Annotated in this window: 18 protein-coding genes; 4 read left to right on the plus strand and 14 right to left on the minus strand. The window is 71.6% G+C overall.

The annotated features are described in order from the left end of the window. Positions 1 to 182: 182 nt before the first annotated feature. Genes PE066_RS18500 through PE066_RS18525 form a run of 6 tightly spaced genes read right to left on the minus strand, consistent with a single transcriptional unit; the run spans position 183 to position 3,313 of the window. Entirely contained in the window at positions 183 to 992 is an 810-nt protein-coding gene (locus PE066_RS18500; RefSeq protein WP_271234000.1) for a LytR/AlgR family response regulator transcription factor, read from the minus strand. Further along, positions 989 to 2,035 carry a sensor histidine kinase gene (locus PE066_RS18505; protein WP_271234001.1) on the minus strand — a complete coding sequence of 349 codons (1,047 nt, stop codon included), beginning with the start codon at positions 2,033 to 2,035 and terminating at the stop codon, positions 989 to 991. Before PE066_RS18505 ends, PE066_RS18500 begins: the two co-directional genes overlap by 4 nt. Further along, a complete protein-coding gene (locus tag PE066_RS18510) occupies positions 2,032 to 2,316 on the minus strand; it encodes a 2TM domain-containing protein (protein ID WP_336298439.1) in 285 nt (94 codons plus the stop codon). Before PE066_RS18510 ends, PE066_RS18505 begins: the two co-directional genes overlap by 4 nt. A gap of 46 nt (positions 2,317 to 2,362) precedes the next feature. After that, positions 2,363 to 2,650: a 2TM domain-containing protein gene (locus PE066_RS18515; RefSeq protein ID WP_271234003.1), complete on the minus strand. Its 288-nt coding sequence runs from the start codon at positions 2,648 to 2,650 to the stop codon at positions 2,363 to 2,365. 20 nt (positions 2,651 to 2,670) lie between these two features. Beyond that, entirely contained in the window at positions 2,671 to 2,868 is a 198-nt protein-coding gene (locus PE066_RS18520; protein WP_271234004.1) for a hypothetical protein, read from the minus strand. Between the two features lie 34 nt (positions 2,869 to 2,902). Then, entirely contained in the window at positions 2,903 to 3,313 is a 411-nt protein-coding gene (locus PE066_RS18525; RefSeq protein WP_271234005.1) for a DUF2306 domain-containing protein, read from the minus strand. Between the two features lie 195 nt (positions 3,314 to 3,508). On the opposite strand from PE066_RS18525, the gene PE066_RS18530 reads away from it, so the two are divergent. Both PE066_RS18530 and PE066_RS18535 read left to right on the plus strand, forming a co-directional pair. Continuing rightward, positions 3,509 to 4,459, plus strand: coding sequence for an alpha/beta hydrolase (locus PE066_RS18530; RefSeq protein ID WP_271234006.1), 951 nt, complete (start codon positions 3,509 to 3,511; stop codon positions 4,457 to 4,459). Positions 4,460 to 4,556: 97 nt separating this feature from the next. Further along, entirely contained in the window at positions 4,557 to 5,381 is an 825-nt protein-coding gene (locus PE066_RS18535; protein WP_271234007.1) for an undecaprenyl-diphosphate phosphatase, read from the plus strand. Positions 5,382 to 5,389: 8 nt separating this feature from the next. Here the strand turns inward: PE066_RS18535 and PE066_RS18540 are convergent, their stop codons facing one another. The 3 genes from PE066_RS18540 to mutS form a co-directional block, all read right to left on the minus strand. After that, entirely contained in the window at positions 5,390 to 6,199 is an 810-nt protein-coding gene (locus PE066_RS18540) for an alpha/beta hydrolase (RefSeq protein ID WP_271234008.1), read from the minus strand. Between the two features lie 156 nt (positions 6,200 to 6,355). Next, positions 6,356 to 7,165 carry a proteasome-type protease gene (locus PE066_RS18545; RefSeq protein WP_271234009.1) on the minus strand — a complete coding sequence of 270 codons (810 nt, stop codon included), beginning with the start codon at positions 7,163 to 7,165 and terminating at the stop codon, positions 6,356 to 6,358. Continuing rightward, positions 7,162 to 9,780: a DNA mismatch repair protein MutS gene (gene mutS, locus PE066_RS18550; RefSeq protein WP_271234010.1), complete on the minus strand. Its 2,619-nt coding sequence runs from the start codon at positions 9,778 to 9,780 to the stop codon at positions 7,162 to 7,164. Before mutS ends, PE066_RS18545 begins: the two co-directional genes overlap by 4 nt. A gap of 171 nt (positions 9,781 to 9,951) precedes the next feature. Here mutS and PE066_RS18555 point away from each other — a divergent pair, with 171 nt between their 5' ends. After that, positions 9,952 to 10,257 carry a hypothetical protein gene (locus PE066_RS18555; protein WP_271234011.1) on the plus strand — a complete coding sequence of 102 codons (306 nt, stop codon included), beginning with the start codon at positions 9,952 to 9,954 and terminating at the stop codon, positions 10,255 to 10,257. Here the strand turns inward: PE066_RS18555 and PE066_RS18560 are convergent, their stop codons facing one another. Continuing rightward, the gene (locus PE066_RS18560; protein WP_271234012.1) at positions 10,258 to 11,334 is read right to left on the minus strand and encodes a mechanosensitive ion channel family protein; all 1,077 of its coding nucleotides are present in this window, start codon (positions 11,332 to 11,334) and stop codon (positions 10,258 to 10,260) included. A 1-nt stretch (position 11,335) separates the two neighbouring features. Then, positions 11,336 to 12,274, minus strand: a complete 939-nt coding sequence (locus tag PE066_RS18565) for an inositol monophosphatase family protein (protein ID WP_271236613.1) — start codon at positions 12,272 to 12,274, stop codon at positions 11,336 to 11,338. 128 nt (positions 12,275 to 12,402) lie between these two features. On the opposite strand from PE066_RS18565, the gene PE066_RS18570 reads away from it, so the two are divergent. Beyond that, a complete protein-coding gene (locus PE066_RS18570) occupies positions 12,403 to 13,116 on the plus strand; it encodes an RNA methyltransferase (protein WP_271234013.1) in 714 nt (237 codons plus the stop codon). Positions 13,117 to 13,215: 99 nt separating this feature from the next. On the opposite strand, the gene PE066_RS18575 is transcribed toward PE066_RS18570, so the two are convergent. The 3 genes from PE066_RS18575 to yjgA are packed head-to-tail and all read right to left on the minus strand — an operon-like array spanning position 13,216 to position 15,672. Continuing rightward, positions 13,216 to 14,469 (minus strand): amidase, encoded by a 1,254-nt coding sequence (locus PE066_RS18575; protein ID WP_271234014.1) that lies wholly within the window; start codon positions 14,467 to 14,469, stop codon positions 13,216 to 13,218. After that, positions 14,466 to 15,065 carry a molybdopterin adenylyltransferase gene (gene mog, locus PE066_RS18580; protein WP_271234015.1) on the minus strand — a complete coding sequence of 200 codons (600 nt, stop codon included), beginning with the start codon at positions 15,063 to 15,065 and terminating at the stop codon, positions 14,466 to 14,468. Before mog ends, PE066_RS18575 begins: the two co-directional genes overlap by 4 nt. After that, complete coding sequence (gene yjgA / locus PE066_RS18585; protein ID WP_271234016.1) at positions 15,058 to 15,672, minus strand: ribosome biogenesis factor YjgA; 615 nt, start codon at positions 15,670 to 15,672, stop codon at positions 15,058 to 15,060. Before yjgA ends, mog begins: the two co-directional genes overlap by 8 nt. Positions 15,673 to 15,699: the final 27 nt, after the last annotated feature.

Raw genomic sequence — 15,699 nt, forward strand, 5'->3', positions numbered from 1 at the left:
CTGGGGGCAACTTGCCAGTCGCGGGACGGAGGGCCGGACCAGCTCACCCCGGAGGAGGAGGGGACTCAGAGGAGTCGGGGTGATTTCCATGGCGGGGCTGGCCTGGCCAGCCGCCGCAAACCGTTGGGCGTAGTAAACCGCGGCCCCACCGTTGCGGCTGTAGGACGGGACCGCATTTATGACTACATCGCCCTGAACAGGTGGGCGTACAGGCGGCTGACCGCCCAGCGCTCGGGCCGGCCGCGCAGGCTCAGGTGCAGCTTGCCGGCCTCGTCGCGCGTGACGGCCTCGATGGCGGCGGCACGCACCACGGTGCCCCGGTGCACCTGCCAGAACTCGGCGGCGTCCAGTTGCGGCTGCAGGTCCTTGAGCGGCGTGCGGATCAGGTACTCGTGGCCGGCGGTCAGCACCCGCACGTACTTGTCGGCGGCCTCGAAGGCCAGCACCTCCGGGACGGGCACCATGCGGATGCCACTGCCGACGCCGGCCTGGATCATCTTCAGCGGCGCCGCCGGGGCAGCTGGCGCAGCGGGCGGCGCGGCCAGCAGGTGCCGCAGTTGCTCGACCGCCGCGTCCAGCCCGACCGCGCTGCCGGTGTTGCCCGTGCGCCGGGCCAGCTCTTCCTGGAGCTTGGCGACGGTGCGCGCCAGCCGCGCCGGTTGCACCGGCTTGAGCAGGTAGTCCACCGCCTGGGCTTCGAACGCCTGCACGGCGTACTGGTCGTAGGCGGTGACGAACACCAGCGCCGGGAACGGCGCATCGGCCGGCCACTCGTCGGCCAGCTGCGCGGCAGCGTCCAGCCCGTCCAGGCCCGGCATGCGGATGTCGAAGAACAGCACGCCGGGGCGCTGCGCCAGCGCCTCGCGAACCGCCGACGCGCCGTCGCCCACGACCGCCACGATGCGCAGCTCCGGCCAGGCGCGGGCCAGCTCCGCCTGCAGCGCTTGCGCCAGCAGCGGCTCGTCTTCGGCGATCAGGGCGGTGGCGTTCATGCGGCAGCGGCGGGCAGGCGGACGGACACCAGCGTGCCTTGCGGCTGCGCGGCTTGCAACTGCACGCGGCCGGCAGCGCCGTACAACGTGGCCAGGCGCTCGCGCACCTGAGTCAGTCCGAAGCCGCTGCCGGGCGTGGACGCCGCCGCCGGGCCGACGCCGGTGTCCAGCACCTCCAGCACCAGCTCGGCGCCTTCCTGCCGGGCCGACACCTCCAGCCGGCCGCCGGCCACCTGCGGCTCCAGCCCGTGGCGGATGGCGTTCTCCACCAGCGGCTGCAGCAGCAGCGTCGGCACCGGCCGCTGCGCCAGCTCCGCGGGCAGCGCCAGCCGGTATGACAGCCGCGGGCCCATGCGGATCGCCATCAGCTCCAGGTAGTCGCGCAGGCGGTCGAACTCGGCCTGCAGCGGGTGGGTGGTGGCCCGCGAGGCGTCCAGCGTCGAGCGCAGGTACGCGATCATGTGGTCGAGCATCTGCTGGGCCCGCTGCGGATCGACGCCGATCAGCGCGCGCAGGTTGGCCAGCGTGTTGAACAGCATGTGCGGCTCGAGCTGGGTCTCCAGCAGCTTCAGGCGCGCGTCGTCGGCCTGCCGCTCGACTTCGCCCATGCGGTGTTCCAGCCAGGCGCTGCGGGCGCGGCTGTAGAAGTAGTAGCAACCGGTCACGCTGGCGACCAGAGTGACCAGCACCGAGGAGCGCAAGGCATGCGACCGGGAGGGCAGGGGGCCGGGGCCGTACAGGCCCCAGGCGCGGCAGAGCTGGTCGGCCAGCAGCGTGCCGAGCAGGAAGCCGGCGACGATGCCGCCGGCCACCAGCACCAGCCCGGCCGCGCCGGTCGGCCAGCCGGTGTCCTGCGCCGAGGGCAGCAGGTGCCGGCCCAGGTCGACGATGGCCCAGACGATCAGGCCGATGCACAGCGAATAGACCAGCGGCGGGCCCCAGCTCTGGTCGGGGTTGAAGCCGACCTGCACCGCGGCCACCGCCAGGCAGAACGCCACGGCCTGCAGCAGGTGCTGCAGCTTGGCGACGCCGTCCAGCTTCATGGGCGCTGGCGTTCGCGCTGCAGCCGCTCGCGCTCGCGGCGCTCGAGCCGCTCGCGCAGGCCGCTGCCGGCGCCCAGCACGAACACGCTGATGCCGTGCAGGGTCAAGCCGAGACCCCAGCCCAGCGGCGGGAACCAGGTCCAGCGGCGCGTGCCCCAGCCCTGATCGGAGATCGCGAGCAGGAACAGGTTGACCGCGAGGTACACCGTGGCGTGGATGTACCAGCCCAGCTTGGCGCCGGCGCGCCGGCGGGCCAGGCGGTCGATCTCTTCGTCGGTCATGGGGGCGCTCATGTGCGAGGGCATTCTAGGGGTGGGCCCGCGCGGCTTACCAGGGGTCGCGCTGCACCTGCAGGCGCGAGCGCTCGCGATCGAGCAGGCTCTGGTACAGCCCGCCGCCGCCGGTGACGAAGAACACCGCCAGTCCGTGCGCCGCCAGCCCGACGCCCCAGCCCAGCGCCGGGAAGATCGCCCATTGGCGCTCGCCGGTGGCGGCCAGCGCGAAGAGGAACAGGTTGACGGCGGTATAGACCATCGCGTGGACGTACCAGCCCATCTTGGCGCCGGCGCGGCGGCGGGCGAGACGTTCGATCGAGGTGTTTTCGGTGGTTTTCATGGTCTTCTCCAGGGGTTGGGTTACAGGGCGGGGATGGCGGTGGGGCGGGTGAGCTTCCAGCCGCAGGAAGCGGCCGACGAACAGGCCGTTGAAGATGCCGTAGACGGTGGCGATGCCCAGGCGAAGCCGCTGTCGGCAACGAGCGCGGGTTGCATCGCGATCTCCACGCCGATGGTGGCCAGCATCTGCGGCTGGTGCAGGGCGATGTGCAGAAGCATGGACGTTCTCCGTGGCTGGCGTGGTGGCAGGGGATCAGGCCAGGCCGACGCTGCTCCACAGCAGCTGGCCCAGGTAGCGATGCGGCAGCAGGGTGAAGGCGCCGGCGACGACGCAGGCGCCGAAGTACAGGTTCTGCATCGTGGTCTTGTGGCCGCGCACGTTGCCGCGGGCCAGCTGCCAGAAGGCGCCGAACAGGCCGACCAGAGTGACCGGGACCAGCAGGTGGATGGGCGTGAAGCCGGCGATGTTGGGCAGCAGGGTGTCGCGGATGAACAGGGCGGAGAGGGCGGTCACCACCATCAGCGTGACCCAGGCGTAGCCGAAGGCGCGGTGCAGCCTGGGTTGCTGGGTGCGGCCGCGCCGCGCCCACAGCGCGACCGGGCCGAGGGCCAGGGCGCCGAGGGCGGCGGTCATGTGGACGGCGATCACGGGGGTCAGTTGCATGGTGGGCTCCGGTGGGTGGCGCGATGGCCGCACTGTGCCGACCGGGCCGCCGGCCCGCGAGCCGGTTGCGACGGAATGCAGGCGGCGTGGAGCGAAATGCGGATCGGCGGGGTGAAAGTCGCTCGCCGCGATGGGACCGCCGGGCCGCGAGCCCCTGTGTCAGACTTGCCGAGCCGACAACCAGGAGGCGAAGCCATGCTGCACCCGGCCGACCAGATGCTGCTGCGAATGCTGGTGGAAAAGGGCATTCCGCCCACCCACACCCTGTCGCACCAGCAGGCGCGCGAGTTCTACCTGATGCGCCGCACGGTGACGCAGCCGGACCCCCCGGACGTCGGGCTGGTGCGCAACCTGGCTGCACCCGGGCCGGCCGGCGACATCGCGTTGCGGCTGTACCGGCCGGCGGGCAGCGATGCCGGGCAGGCGCTGCCGGTGCTGGTGTACTACCACGGCGGCGGCTGGGTGATCGGCAACCTCGACACGCACGACGTGCTGTGCCGCCAGCTCTGCAACGGCTCCGGTTGCGCGGTGGTGGCGGTGGACTACCGGCTGGCGCCCGAGCACCCGTTCCCGGCGGCGGTGGACGATGCCATCGCCGCCACCCGCTGGATCCACGCCAATGCCGGCAGCCTGGGGCTGGATGGCTCGCGCCTGGCCGTGGGCGGAGACAGCGCCGGCGGCAACCTGGCGGCGGTGGTGTCGCTGACCGAGCGCGACGCCGGCGCCGGGGGCCTGCCGCTCGCCTGGCAGCTGCTGATCTACCCGGCCACCGACCAGCGCCGCGGCTGGCCCTCGCACACCACCAACGGCGAGGGTTACCTGCTCACCAAGGACACGATCACCTACTTCCACGACCTGTACGTGGGCCCGGCCGGCCATGACCTGGACTGGCGGCTGTCGCCGCTGCTGCACGAGAACCACCGCGGCCTGCCGCCGGCGCTGGTGCTGACCGCCGGCTTCGACCCGTTGCGCGACGAGGGCGTGGCCTATGCGCAGAAGCTCAGCGAGAACGGCAACCGGGCCGCGCTGGTCAGCTTCGAGCGGCAGATCCACGGCTTCATCACCATGGGCAAGGTGATCGACGAGGCCAACGCGGCGGTGCAGATCTGCGCCGCGCAGCTGCGCGAGGCGCTGCGGGCGGGGTAAGGGGCACCGGCGCAAAGATGGGCCGATCGGGCCAGTCCGCGCGTTCCAACGGCTGACCCAACGATAATCCCCCGCTTTCGTCCGAAAGGGAGCGCGCGTGGATGTCGTCCTGCTGGCCAAGGCCGCAGTCATGGGGGTGGTGGAAGGGCTCACCGAGTTCCTGCCCATCTCCAGCACCGGCCACCTGATCCTGGCCGGCGCCCTGCTGGGCTTCGATGACGAGAAGGCCAAGGTCTTCGACATCGCGATCCAGACCGGCGCGATCCTGGCGGTGATCATCGTCTACTGGCAGAAGATCCGCTCCACCATCGTCGCGCTGCCGACCCAGCGGCAGGCGCAGCGCTTCACCCTCAACGTCGCCATTGGTTTCGCGCCCGCCGTGCTGTTCGGCCTGCTGCTGGGCAAGGCGATCAAGGCGCACCTGTTCACCCCCGGCGTGGTCGCCACCACCTTCATCCTCGGCGGGCTGGTGATCCTGTGGGCCGAGCGGCGCCAGCAGTCCAGCGTGCGCATCGAGGACGTGGACCAGATGAGCGCGCTGGATGCCGTCAAGGTCGGCCTGGTCCAGTGCCTGGCCATGATCCCCGGCACCAGCCGCAGCGGCGCCACCATCATCGGCGGCATGCTGCTCGGGCTGTCGCGCAAGGCGGCCACCGACTTCTCGTTCTACCTGGCGATCCCGACGCTGATCGGCGCCGGCGTGTACATGCTGTTCAAGGAGCGCGCCCTGCTGTCGCTGCAGGACCTGCCGCTGTTCGGGGTCGGGCTGCTGTTCTCGTTCCTGAGCGCCTGGGTCTGCGTGCGCTGGCTGCTGCGCTACATCTCCAGCCACAGCTTCACGCCGTTCGCCTGGTACCGCATCGCCTTCGGGCTGCTGGTGCTGCTGACCTCGTCGATGGGCTGGGTGGAGTGGCACGGCTGAGGCGCGCCTCAGCTCCCGTGCTCCAGTGAGCGCAGCGCGGCCTCGATGGCGGCCGCGGTGGGCAGCGGCTTTTCCATCGGGAACAGGTGGCTGCCGTCCAGCATCATCATCCGGCCCTGCGTGATCTTCTCGGTCAGCGCCAGCCCGACCTGCTTCAACTCCTGCGACTGGCAGCCGCCGATGAAGGCGGCCGGGCAGCGCAGCGGATGCCGCCCCAGCACCTGCGCCAGGTTGTGCGGCAGGGTGTTGTAGATCGCGGTCTCGATGGCGCGGTCGAAGCTCAGGACCCGCGCGCCGTCCTCGTCGTGGGTGCACAGGTTGACGTAGTCGTGCAGCACCTGCTCGTCCCACTGGGCGAACACGCGCTTGTGGCGGAAGTGCTCGAACGCGGCGGCGCGGGTCGGCCAGCGGTTGGTGCGCGCGCGGCTGATTCGGCCCGGCGAGATCGAGCCGACCAGCTGCGCCCGCTTGGCGGCGCCGACGGCGGTCGCCTTCCAGCCGCCCAGCAGGGGTGAGTCCAGCAGCAGCACGCCGCGGGCCAGCTGCGGGTGGCGCGCCGCGCACAGCACGCTCAGGAAGCCGCCCAGCGAGTGGCCGACCAGGAAGGCCGGCTCGCCCGCCTTGTCCACCTCGCGCTGGGCGAAGTCGTGCAGCTGCTGCACCAGGTGCGGCCAGTTGCTGGTGACCGGGTAGCGCTCGTCGTGGCCGAACTTGTCGACCGCCTTGACGACGAAGCCGCGCGAGCGCAGGTGCTTGAAGAGGACGCCGTAGGTGGCGGCGGGAAAGCTGTTGGCGTGGGAGAAGACGATCAGGGACATTGTTCTTGGGTGTCATCCCCGCGAAGCTAGAGGCCCGGCGCAACGCGCCTGCGGCGCCCGCGCCCGCGTTGCGGTGGATCCTCCGCCTGCGCGGAGGATGACGATATCAGGGGATGAATGGCGACGTCCGGGGGTGGATGGTCAACGCAGCCGCCCTCACCCCGCCGTCACCTTGTCCAGCGGCCGCTGCCGGGGCTGGGTCACCTTCAGCGGCGTGCCGCTTTGCGATTCGTCCCACACCGGGTCGGGCAGCGCATCGAAGATCTCGCGCAGCTTCTCGCCCCAGCTCGCATGCAGCATGCGGAAGTAGGGGTTGGTCATGTCGATGTGGACCAGCTTGTCGCTCTGGAAGCTGTCGACCTCGTACACCACCAGGTCCAGCGGCGGGCCCACCGACAGGTTGGATTTCATGGTCGAGTCCATCGACACCAGCGCGCACTTGGCGGCCTCGGCCAGCGGCATGCCGGGGCGCACCACGCGGTCGAGCACCGGCTTGCCGTACTTGGCCTCGCCGACCTGGAAGTAGGGCGTCTCGCAGGTGGCCTCGATGAAGTTGCCGGCCGAATAGACCTGGAACAGCCGCATGCCTTCGCCGCGGATCTGGCCGCCGAAGATCATCGCGGCGTTGAATTCCACGCCGGCGGCCTTGAGCGCCTCGGCGTCGCGCTCGTGCACGCGGCGCACCGCCTGGCCCAGCACGCGGGCGGCGTCGAACATGGTGCGCGCGTTCCAGATGGTGACCGGCTCGCCGCCTTCGTCGCGGATCTGCTCGACCGGCAGCAGCTCGCGCACCGACTGCGAGATCGACAGGTTGCCGGCGCTTTGCAGCACCATGAAGCGGTCGCCCGCCCGCTCATAGACCGTCATCTTGCGGAAGGTGCTGATGTGGTCGACGCCCGCGTTGGTGCGCGAGTCCGACAGGAATACCAGCCCGGCGTCAAGCTTGATGGCGACGCAGTACGTCATGGCGCCTCCAGTTTCTTCTTGAGCGCGTACAGCGCATCGAGCGCCTCGCGTGGGCTCATGGTATCGGGATCGAGCTGCGACAGGGCGGCTTCGACCGGGCTGGGCCCTGGCTCGACCGCCTGCGGCGGCGGCGCGAACAGGTCGACCTGCTCGCGCGAGCGCTCCTGCTGGCTCTCCAGCGCGGCCAGGGCGTGCCGCGCATGGTTGACCACCGCCGCCGGCATGCCCGCCAGCCGCGCCACCTGGATGCCGTAGCTGCGGCTGGCCGGCCCCGGCTGGATCTCGTGCAGGAACACGATGTCGCTGCCGCTCTCGGTCGCGCTGACGTGCACGTTGACCGCGGCGTGGTGCCGGGCCGGGAACTCGGTCAGCTCGAAGTAGTGGGTGGCGAACAGCGTGTAGGCCTGGGTCCTGTCGTGCAGGTGGGCGGCGATGCCCGAGGCCAGCGCCAGCCCGTCGAAGGTGGAGGTGCCGCGCCCGATCTCGTCCATCAGCACCAGGCTCTGCGGCGTGGCGGCATGCAGGATCTGCGCCGCTTCGGTCATCTCCAGCATGAAGGTGGACTGGGCGTTGGCCAGGTCGTCGGCCGCGCCGATACGGGTGTGAATCGCGTCCATCGGGCCCAGCCGGCAGGCGGCCGCCGGCACGTACGAGCCCATTGCCGCCAGCAGGCAGACCAGCGCCACCTGCCGCATGTAGGTGCTCTTGCCGCCCATGTTGGGGCCGGTGATGACCTGCATGCGCTGCCGCGGACCCAGCCGCGTGTCGTTGGCGATGAAGGCGCCGCCGCTGGTCTCGGCCAGCCGCGCTTCCACCACCGGGTGGCGCCCTTGCGTGATCTCGATGCCCGGTTCCTTCATGAACTGCGGGCGGCACCAGTTCAGCGTCAGCGAGCGCTCGGCCAGCGCGCACAGCGCGTCCAGCGAGGCGAGGGCGCGCGCCAGGCGGGTGAGCGCCGGCACGTGCGGCTGCAGCTCGTCCAGCAGCTGCTCGTACAGCCACTTCTCGCGCGCCAGGGCGCGCTCCTGCGCCGACAGCGCCTTGTCCTCGAAGGCCTTGAGCTCGGGCGTGATGAAGCGCTCGGCGTTCTTCAGGGTCTGGCGGCGGCGGTAGTCGGCCGGCACCTTGTCCAGCTGGCCCTGGGTGACCTCGATGTAGAAGCCGTGCACCCGGTTGAACTGCACCTTGAGGTTGGCGATGCCGGTGCGCTCGCGCTCGCGCTGCTCCAGTTGCACGAGGAAGCCGTCCGCGTTCTCCTGGATGGCGCGCAGCTCGTCCAGCTCGGCGTCGTGGCCGGGCGCGATCACGCCGCCGTCGCGCACCAGCGCGGCCGGCTCGTCCAGCAGGGTGTGCGCCAGTCGCTCGGCGCAGCCAGGCGGCGGGACCAGCTCGGCGCGCAGGCGCTCCAGCAGTTCGGTGCCGCCCTCGAGGGCGCGCGCGAGCTGCGCCGCCTTGTCCAGCGACAGCCGCAGGCCGACCAGCTCGCGCGGGCGCACCTGGCGCAGGGCGGTGCGGGCGGTGATGCGCTCGACGTCGCTCGTGCCCTTGAGCTCGGCGCGCAGCCGTTGCCAGGCGCCGCCGCGCAGCGCCTCGATGGCGTCCAGCCGCTGCTGCGCCTGGCTGCGTTCGCGCCGCGGCTCCAGCAGCCAGCACTTGAGCAGGCGGCTGCCCATGCCAGTCATGCAGGTGTCCAGCAGCGAGAACAGGGTCGGCGAGTCCTCGCCGCGCAGGGTCTGCACCAGCTCCAGGTTGCGGCGGGTGGCGATCGGCAGGTCGATCAGCTCGTCGTCGCGCTGCACCTGCAGGCTTTGCACGTGCGACAGCGCCCGGCCCTGGGTGTGCTCGGCGTAGGCCAGCAGGGCCGACGCCGCGGCATGGGCGTGCACCAGCTCGTCGGCACCCCAGGCGGTGAGCGTGGCGGCATTCAGCTGCTCCAGTAGCTTGCGCAAGCCCAGGCCGGGGTCGAACTGGAAGCCGGGGCGCTCGGTCAGCGAGACGCTGCTCGAAAAGCGCAGCGCCTGCAGCCGCTGGGTGAAAGCCGGGGTGACGTCGGTGCTGTGCAGCAGCTCGCTGGGTGCGATGCGGGCGATCCAGGCTTCCAGCTCGTCGCCGGCGCACTCGGCCAGTTGCAGCGCGCCCTGCGTGACGCTCAGCCAGGCCAGGCCGCAGCGGTGGCGCGAGCCCTGGTGCACGGCCAGCAGCACGGCCTCGGACTTGTCGGCCAGCAGCTCGGTGTCGGTCAGGGTGCCGGGCGTGACCACCCGCACCACCTTGCGCTCGACCGGCCCCTTGGAGGCGCCGACGTCGCCGACCTGCTCGCAGATCGCGACCGACTCGCCCAGGCGGATCAGGCGCGCCAGGTAGCTCTCGACCGAGTGGAAGGGCACGCCGGCCATCAGCACCGGCTGGCCGGCGGAGTTGCCGCGGCGGGTGAGCGTGATGTCCAGCAGCCGGGCGGCCTTTTCCGCGTCGGCGTAGAACAGTTCGTAGAAATCCCCCATCCGGTAGAACACCAGCGTGCTCGGGTGCTCGGCCTTGATGGCGAGGTACTGCGCCATCATGGGGGTGTGGGCGGGCGCGGGTGCGCTGGCGACGGCGTCGCGGGGCTCGTCCATGGAATCTCGTGCAGGGCTGCGGCCGGGAGGGCTGGCACAGCGGTCGGTCATTATCGTTGCCCGCGCCGTGGCGGCTGCCCACAGCGGGCGTCGCGGGCGTCCTACAGGCCGTCCCGGCCCGGCTTGCCACCATGCGTAGCTGCGGACGAGACGACGCAGGGAGGCGTGGCGATGTCGGGCAAGGTCGGATTCGTGGTGGTGCCGGCGCACCAGCTCGGGTATCTCAAGGTGGTCTGCAACGCCGCCAGCCGGGCGGCCGCGAAGGCGCAGGACGCGGCCTCGGCCGCGCGCGCCGAACTGGCCGACGCGGTGGCCGGCGGGCTCAAGCCGTCCCAGCTGCAGCATGTCTGGCGCCTGCACCGCGAGGCCATCCAGAAGCTGAACATCGTGCTGTTCTTCGGCCAGCTGTACGTGTCCGCCTTCCGCAAGCAGCCGCCGCGCGGGCCGGCGCTGGCGTGGAACGGGCGGCCGGAGTAGTCAGGCCAGCGTCGCCTGCGCTTGCTCGACCTTGTGCAGTTCCCGCACCGTCGGCAGGCAGTGCGGGTACTCGCGCGCCATGAAGCCGAACAGGGCTTCGCGCACCAGGCAGCCGAGCTCGAAGGCCGGGCCCGAGGCGCGCGCCGACACCAGCGCGCGGATCTTCATCGCCCGCTCGGTGGCATCGACGATCACCAGGGTGCAGGTGCGGCCGTCCCATTGGGGCGCGGCCTCGACCACCCGCTGCAGCTCGGCGCGCAGCGGCTCCAGCGGCGTGGCGAAATCCACGAACAGGTAGACCGCCTGGTGGATCTGCGCGCTGGTGCGCGTCCAGTTCTGGAACGGGTTCTCGATGAACCACTGCAGCGGGATGACCAGGCGGCGCTCGTCCCAGATGCGCAGCACCACGTAGGTGCCGGTGATCTCCTCGACCCGGCCCCACTCGCCCTGCACGATCAGCACGTCATCCAGCCGGATCGGCTGCGCCAGCGCCAGCTGCAGGCCGGCGATCAGGTTGCTGAACACCGGCCGCGCCGCGATGCCGCCGATGATGCCCAGCACGCCGGCCGAGGCCAGCAGGCTGGCGCCGACCTGGCGCGCGCCGGGGAAGGTCATCAGCGCCATCGAGGCGCCGGCGATCAGTACCAGCACCATGGCGCTGCGCGAGAGCACGCGCGCCTGCGTGTGGATGCGGCGCGCATGCATGTTGTCCTCGACGTCGACCCGGTGCTGGTCGATCACGCCTTGTGCCAGCCCGCGGATGGCGGCCATGGCCAGCCAGGTGAGCGCCGCGATCAGCAGCACGCCGTTGACGTGGCGCACGCTCTCGATCAGGTGCAGGGTGTTGGGCGCGAGCTGCCAGACCGGCTGCAGCGCCAGCAGCGGGAACGCCGCGCCGGCGGCACTCTCGCAATGCACCAGCACCGAATGGACGATGGGCGCGCCCCGGGTGGCGCGGCGCAGCAGCCGGGTCAGCACGTGATGGGCCACCAGCGCGACCACCACGGCGGCCAGCGCCAGCAGCGCGGTCGCGACCCAGTGGTCGCGCCAGAGCGCGTCGATCAGGTCGCCCCCCATGTCACTCGGGACGATCGGCGGGAGCGTCGGGGGCCTCGCGGGCCTCGGGGGCGTCGTCCAGGTAAGCGGTGGGCGTGGTCAGCGGCGGCACCGGTTCCGCCGCCTGCCGCACGCGGGCCTTCTCGCCGGCGCTGGCGAACTTGCTGTACTTGCCCAGCAGGCCGACCAACTGGCCGTAGATGCGCGGGTTGCCGGCCAGGCATTCGCGCTGCTCCAGGAAGTCGGCCTCGCCGGTGAAGTTGCCGATCAGGCCGCCGGCCTCGGTCACCAGCAGCGATCCGGCCGCCACGTCCCAGGGCGACAGGCCGGTCTCGAAGAAGCCGTCGGTGAAGCCGGCCGCGACATAGGCCAGGTCCAGCGCCGCGGCGCCGGGGCGGCGCAGGCCGGCGGTGCGCTGCATCACCTCGGCCATCATGCGCAGGTAGAGGTTGAAGTTGTCGCCGGGGCGGAACGGGAAGCCGGTGGCGATCAGGCAGCGCGTCAGCTCGGTGCGCTTGGACACGCGGATGCGGCGCTCATTGAGGTAGGCGCCGCGGCCGCGGGTGGCGGTGAACAGGTCGTTGCGGGTGGGGTCGTAGACCACGGCCTGCTCGATGCGGTCCTTCACGCGCAGCGCGATGCTGACGCAGTAGACCGGGAAGCCGTGGATGAAGTTGGTGGTGCCGTCCAGCGGATCGATGATCCAGGTGAAGTCGGAGCCCTGCCGCCCGTGCTGCTGGCCCGATTCCTCGGCCCAGATGGCGTGGTCGGGGTAGGCGGTCAGCAGCGTCTCGATGATGGCGTTCTCGCTGGCGTGGTCGACCTCGGTGACGAAGTCGTTGATCTGCTTTTGCGAGATGCGCACCGCTTCCACGTCGAGCGCGGCCCGGTTGATGATGGCGCCGGCGGCGCGTGCGGCCTTGATGGCCACGTTGAGCATGGGGTGCAGGTTGGACGACATGGGTTGTGCGGACACGGGCGCGGCACGGGGTGCGCGCGCCGTTGTTCGAAGAGCAGCACCTGGCGGTGCGGGGATCGGCCCGACGATGCGGGGCGGCGACAATGGCGGCGATTTTACCGGCCCCTGCCTTGAAGACCCGCTTCGTCCTGATCCAGACCAGCCATGCCGGCAACGTCGGCGCCGTGGCGCGGGCGATGAAGGTGATGGGTTTCGACGACCTGGTGCTGGTGGCGCCGCGCTGGCCCGACGTGCTGCAGCGGCAGGAGGCGATCGACCGCGCCAGCGGCGCCACAGACGTGCTGCAGCGGGCCCGGGTGGTCGAGACGCTCGACGAGGCGCTGGAGGGCATGGACACCCTCTGCGCCACCGCCATGACCCCGCGCGACTTCGGCCCGCCGACCGCGACCCCGCGCGAGCACCTGCCGGCGCTGGCGACACGATCGCAGGGCGTGGCCTTCCTGTTCGGCTCCGAGCGCTACGGCATGCGCAACGAGGACGTCTACCGCTGCCACGTGGCGCTGACGATTCCCACCGCGCCCGACTACGGGTCGCTGAACCTGGCGGCGGCGGCGCAGTTGATCGCCTATGAGTGGCGGCTGGCGCTGGGCGGCTACGCCGTGACGGCCTCGGCGCCCGAGGCGGTGCCGGCCGACGCGCAGGCGCTGGCGGGGATGCTGGACCACTGGCAGCAGGCGCTGGTGGACATCGGCTTTCTCGATCCGCAGGCGCCGAAGAAGCTGATGCCGCGGCTCAATCAGTTGTTCAACCGGGCCCGGCCGACGGCCGAGGAGATCCACATCCTGCGCGGGATCGCGCGGGCGATGGCGCGGGGGCGCAAGTGAGGGCACGGGGAGCGGAGGGCATGGCGTCCTCCGCCAAGGTGTCATGGCGGGCCTGAGCCGCCATCCACCTCCCGCGCGCTGATCAACAGCTGGGCCTGTTCAGGCGCCGGAGGCTGGATCCCGGCCTTCGCGGGGAGGACGAGAAAGCGCCTGCTCCAGCACCCACCCCGCCTTCAGGCACAGCGCCTCTTGCCGTAGCGGCGCGATCACCTGCACCCCCATCGGCAGCCCCGTCGCGCCGGTCGCGCCGGGCACGTTCAGGCACGGCACGTGCAGCAGCGTCCAGGCGCGGTTCCAGCTCGACGAACCGGTGGAGCCGTAGCCCGCTGGCGGCTCGCCTGGCGCGCTGGGCGTGAGCAGCACGTCGATGCCGTCGAACAGCCCGTCCAGAGCGGCCCGGCCGGCCGCTGCCGCATCCAGCGCCGCCGCGTAGTCGCCATCGGTGATGCCGCGCGCCTGCGCCAGGTAGTCGCGCAGGATGGGCGAGAGCCGATCGCGCCCGAAGGCGTACTCGTCCGCCAGCGTGCGCGCCGCTTCCCAGCCCTGCACGGCGTCGTGTGCCTGGAACACCGGGCCCAGCCAGGCGGGCAGGTCGATTTCACGCACGGTGGCACCGGCCGCGCGCAGGGCCGCGACGGCGCGCTCCAGCGCCTGCCGGCCGCTGGCCGACAGCTCGTCCCAGGGATAGGCCCAGGCGACGCCGAACACCGGCGCCGCGCCGTCCTTCAAACCCCGCGCCCAGGGCCGTCCGCTGATCGCCTGCGCGCAGGCGGCCATGGTTCCGACGTCGGCGGTGAACAGCCCGACCGTGTCGAGCGACCAGGAAAACGGCTTGAGCCCCGGCGTCGGCAGCTCGCCGAAGCCCGGCTTGAAGCCGACCACGCCGCAGTAGGACGCCGGCCGGATCACCGAGCCGCCGGTCTGCGTGCCCACCGCCAGCGGCACCAGGCCGGCCGCGACGGCCGCCGCCGAACCCGCCGACGACCCGCCCGGGGTGTGCCCCGGCGCGCGCGGGTTGTGCGTGGCGGTCGGGTGCAGGAAGGCGAACTCGGTGGTGCTGGCCTTGCCGACCACCACGCCGCCGGCGCGGCGGATCGCCTGCACGATCGCAGCGTCGCTGCGGGGCCGGTGGCCGGCGAACAGCGGCGAACCATACGAAGTGGGGAAGGCCGCCGTGTCGAAGATGTCCTTGACGCCGACCGCCAGCCCCTGCAGCGCGCCGCCGCCGGCCAGTGCCCGCTCGCATTCGCGCTGCGCCTGCGCCGCATCGGCCAGGGCCACGAAGGCGCCGACGTCGCCGTCGCGCGCCGCGATGTCGGCCAGCGTGCGCTGGATCGCCTCCTGCGCGTTCATGCGGCGCGCGGCGGACGCACCGCCGACTTGGGCCGGAAGGCCTTGCAGACCTCGTCGCGGGTTTCCAGGTAGGGACCGCCGATCAGGTCGATGCAGTAGGGCACCGCGGCGAAGATGCCGCTCACCAGCGGCTGGCCCTGCTCGTCCTTCAGGCCTTCCAGCGTTTCCTGGATCGCCTTGGGCTGGCCCGGCAGGTTGATGATCAGGCTTTCGCCGCGGATCACCGCCACCTGGCGCGACAGGATCGCCGTCGGCACGAACTTCAGGCTGACCTGGCGCATCTGCTCGCCGAAGCCGGGCATCTCGCGGTCGGCGATGGCCAGCGTGGCTTCGGGCGTGACGTCGCGCCGGGCCGGGCCGGTGCCGCCGGTGGTCAGCACCAGCGAACAGCCGGCATCGACCAGCTCCACCAGCGCCGCGCTGATGCGCTCGGCCTCGTCGGGGATCAGGCGCGGCTCGAACGCGATGGGGTTCTTCAGCGCGCGCGAGAGCCAGTCCTTCAGCGCCGGCAGGCCCTTGTCCTCGTAGACGCCGGTGGCGGCGCGGTCGCTGACCGAGACGATGCCGACGCGCACCGGGTCGAATGCTTCACTCATGCTGGAGGTGCTCCTTGACGATCTGGAAGATCTCGCGATAGGCGCGGCCCTGGCGCGGCGCCAGCCCCTGCGAAGCGGCGGCGCGGTCGGGCTGGCTGTCCTTGCGGGCCTGGCGCACCAGCGCCCGCAATTGCTGGATGTCGGTGGCGGGGTACTCGGCCAGCCAGCGCTGCACGGCCTGGTCGTCGCCGATCAGCTCGTCGCGCCAGCGCTCGGCCTGGTGCAGCGCCAGGCTGTCGCGGGCCGAGCCCAGGCGCTGCGCTTCCAGCGCCTCGCGCACGGCGGCCAGCGCGTCCTCGTCGAGCTTGCGCATCAGCTTGCCGACGTACTGCAACTGGCGGCGCTTGCCCTCGAAGTCGGTGATGCGGCGCGCCTGGCCGATCGCTTCGGCGAGGGTGTCGGGCAGCGCGAGGCGCTCGAACAGGTCGGCGCGCAAGCCGATCAGCGCTTCGCCGAGCTTCTGCAGCTCGGCGCTCTCGCGCTTGAGGTCGGTCTTGCTGCTGCCCTCGGTTTGCTTGAGTTCGGCCTTGAGCTGCAGGTCCAGCTCGCTGCCCTCGGCGACGAACTGGCCGCGCACGAAATAGCCTTTTTTGGGTTTGCGTGGCATGGCGGTGGAGAGGGTGGCGCGGCCCGG

It is taken from the genome of Ramlibacter tataouinensis (assembly GCF_027941915.1).
Taxonomy (GTDB): Bacteria; Pseudomonadota; Gammaproteobacteria; order Burkholderiales; family Burkholderiaceae_C; genus Ramlibacter; species Ramlibacter tataouinensis_C.

Excerpts from the sequence above, each read along its gene's own strand:
- PE066_RS18500 (WP_271234000.1), bottom strand. The coding sequence starts at position 992 with ATGAACGCCACCGCCCTGATCGCCGAAGACGAGCCGCTGCTGGCGCAA.
- mog (WP_271234015.1), bottom strand. The coding sequence starts at position 15,065 with ATGAGTGAAGCATTCGACCCGGTGCGCGTCGGCATCGTCTCGGTCAGC.
- PE066_RS18515 (WP_271234003.1), bottom strand. The coding sequence starts at position 2,650 with ATGAAAACCACCGAAAACACCTCGATCGAACGTCTCGCCCGCCGCCGC.
- PE066_RS18505 (WP_271234001.1), bottom strand. The coding sequence starts at position 2,035 with ATGAAGCTGGACGGCGTCGCCAAGCTGCAGCACCTGCTGCAGGCCGTG.
- PE066_RS18520 (WP_271234004.1), bottom strand. The coding sequence starts at position 2,868 with ATGCTTCTGCACATCGCCCTGCACCAGCCGCAGATGCTGGCCACCATC.
- yjgA (WP_271234016.1), bottom strand. The coding sequence starts at position 15,672 with ATGCCACGCAAACCCAAAAAAGGCTATTTCGTGCGCGGCCAGTTCGTC.
- PE066_RS18530 (WP_271234006.1), top strand. The coding sequence starts at position 3,509 with ATGCTGCACCCGGCCGACCAGATGCTGCTGCGAATGCTGGTGGAAAAG.
- PE066_RS18525 (WP_271234005.1), bottom strand. The coding sequence starts at position 3,313 with ATGCAACTGACCCCCGTGATCGCCGTCCACATGACCGCCGCCCTCGGC.
- PE066_RS18545 (WP_271234009.1), bottom strand. The coding sequence starts at position 7,165 with ATGACGTACTGCGTCGCCATCAAGCTTGACGCCGGGCTGGTATTCCTG.
- mutS (WP_271234010.1), bottom strand. The coding sequence starts at position 9,780 with ATGGACGAGCCCCGCGACGCCGTCGCCAGCGCACCCGCGCCCGCCCAC.
- PE066_RS18510 (WP_336298439.1), bottom strand. The coding sequence starts at position 2,316 with ATGACCGACGAAGAGATCGACCGCCTGGCCCGCCGGCGCGCCGGCGCC.
- PE066_RS18540 (WP_271234008.1), bottom strand. The coding sequence starts at position 6,199 with ATGTCCCTGATCGTCTTCTCCCACGCCAACAGCTTTCCCGCCGCCACC.
- PE066_RS18575 (WP_271234014.1), bottom strand. The coding sequence starts at position 14,469 with ATGAACGCGCAGGAGGCGATCCAGCGCACGCTGGCCGACATCGCGGCG.
- PE066_RS18565 (WP_271236613.1), bottom strand. The coding sequence starts at position 12,274 with ATGTCGTCCAACCTGCACCCCATGCTCAACGTGGCCATCAAGGCCGCA.
- PE066_RS18555 (WP_271234011.1), top strand. The coding sequence starts at position 9,952 with ATGTCGGGCAAGGTCGGATTCGTGGTGGTGCCGGCGCACCAGCTCGGG.
- PE066_RS18560 (WP_271234012.1), bottom strand. The coding sequence starts at position 11,334 with ATGGGGGGCGACCTGATCGACGCGCTCTGGCGCGACCACTGGGTCGCG.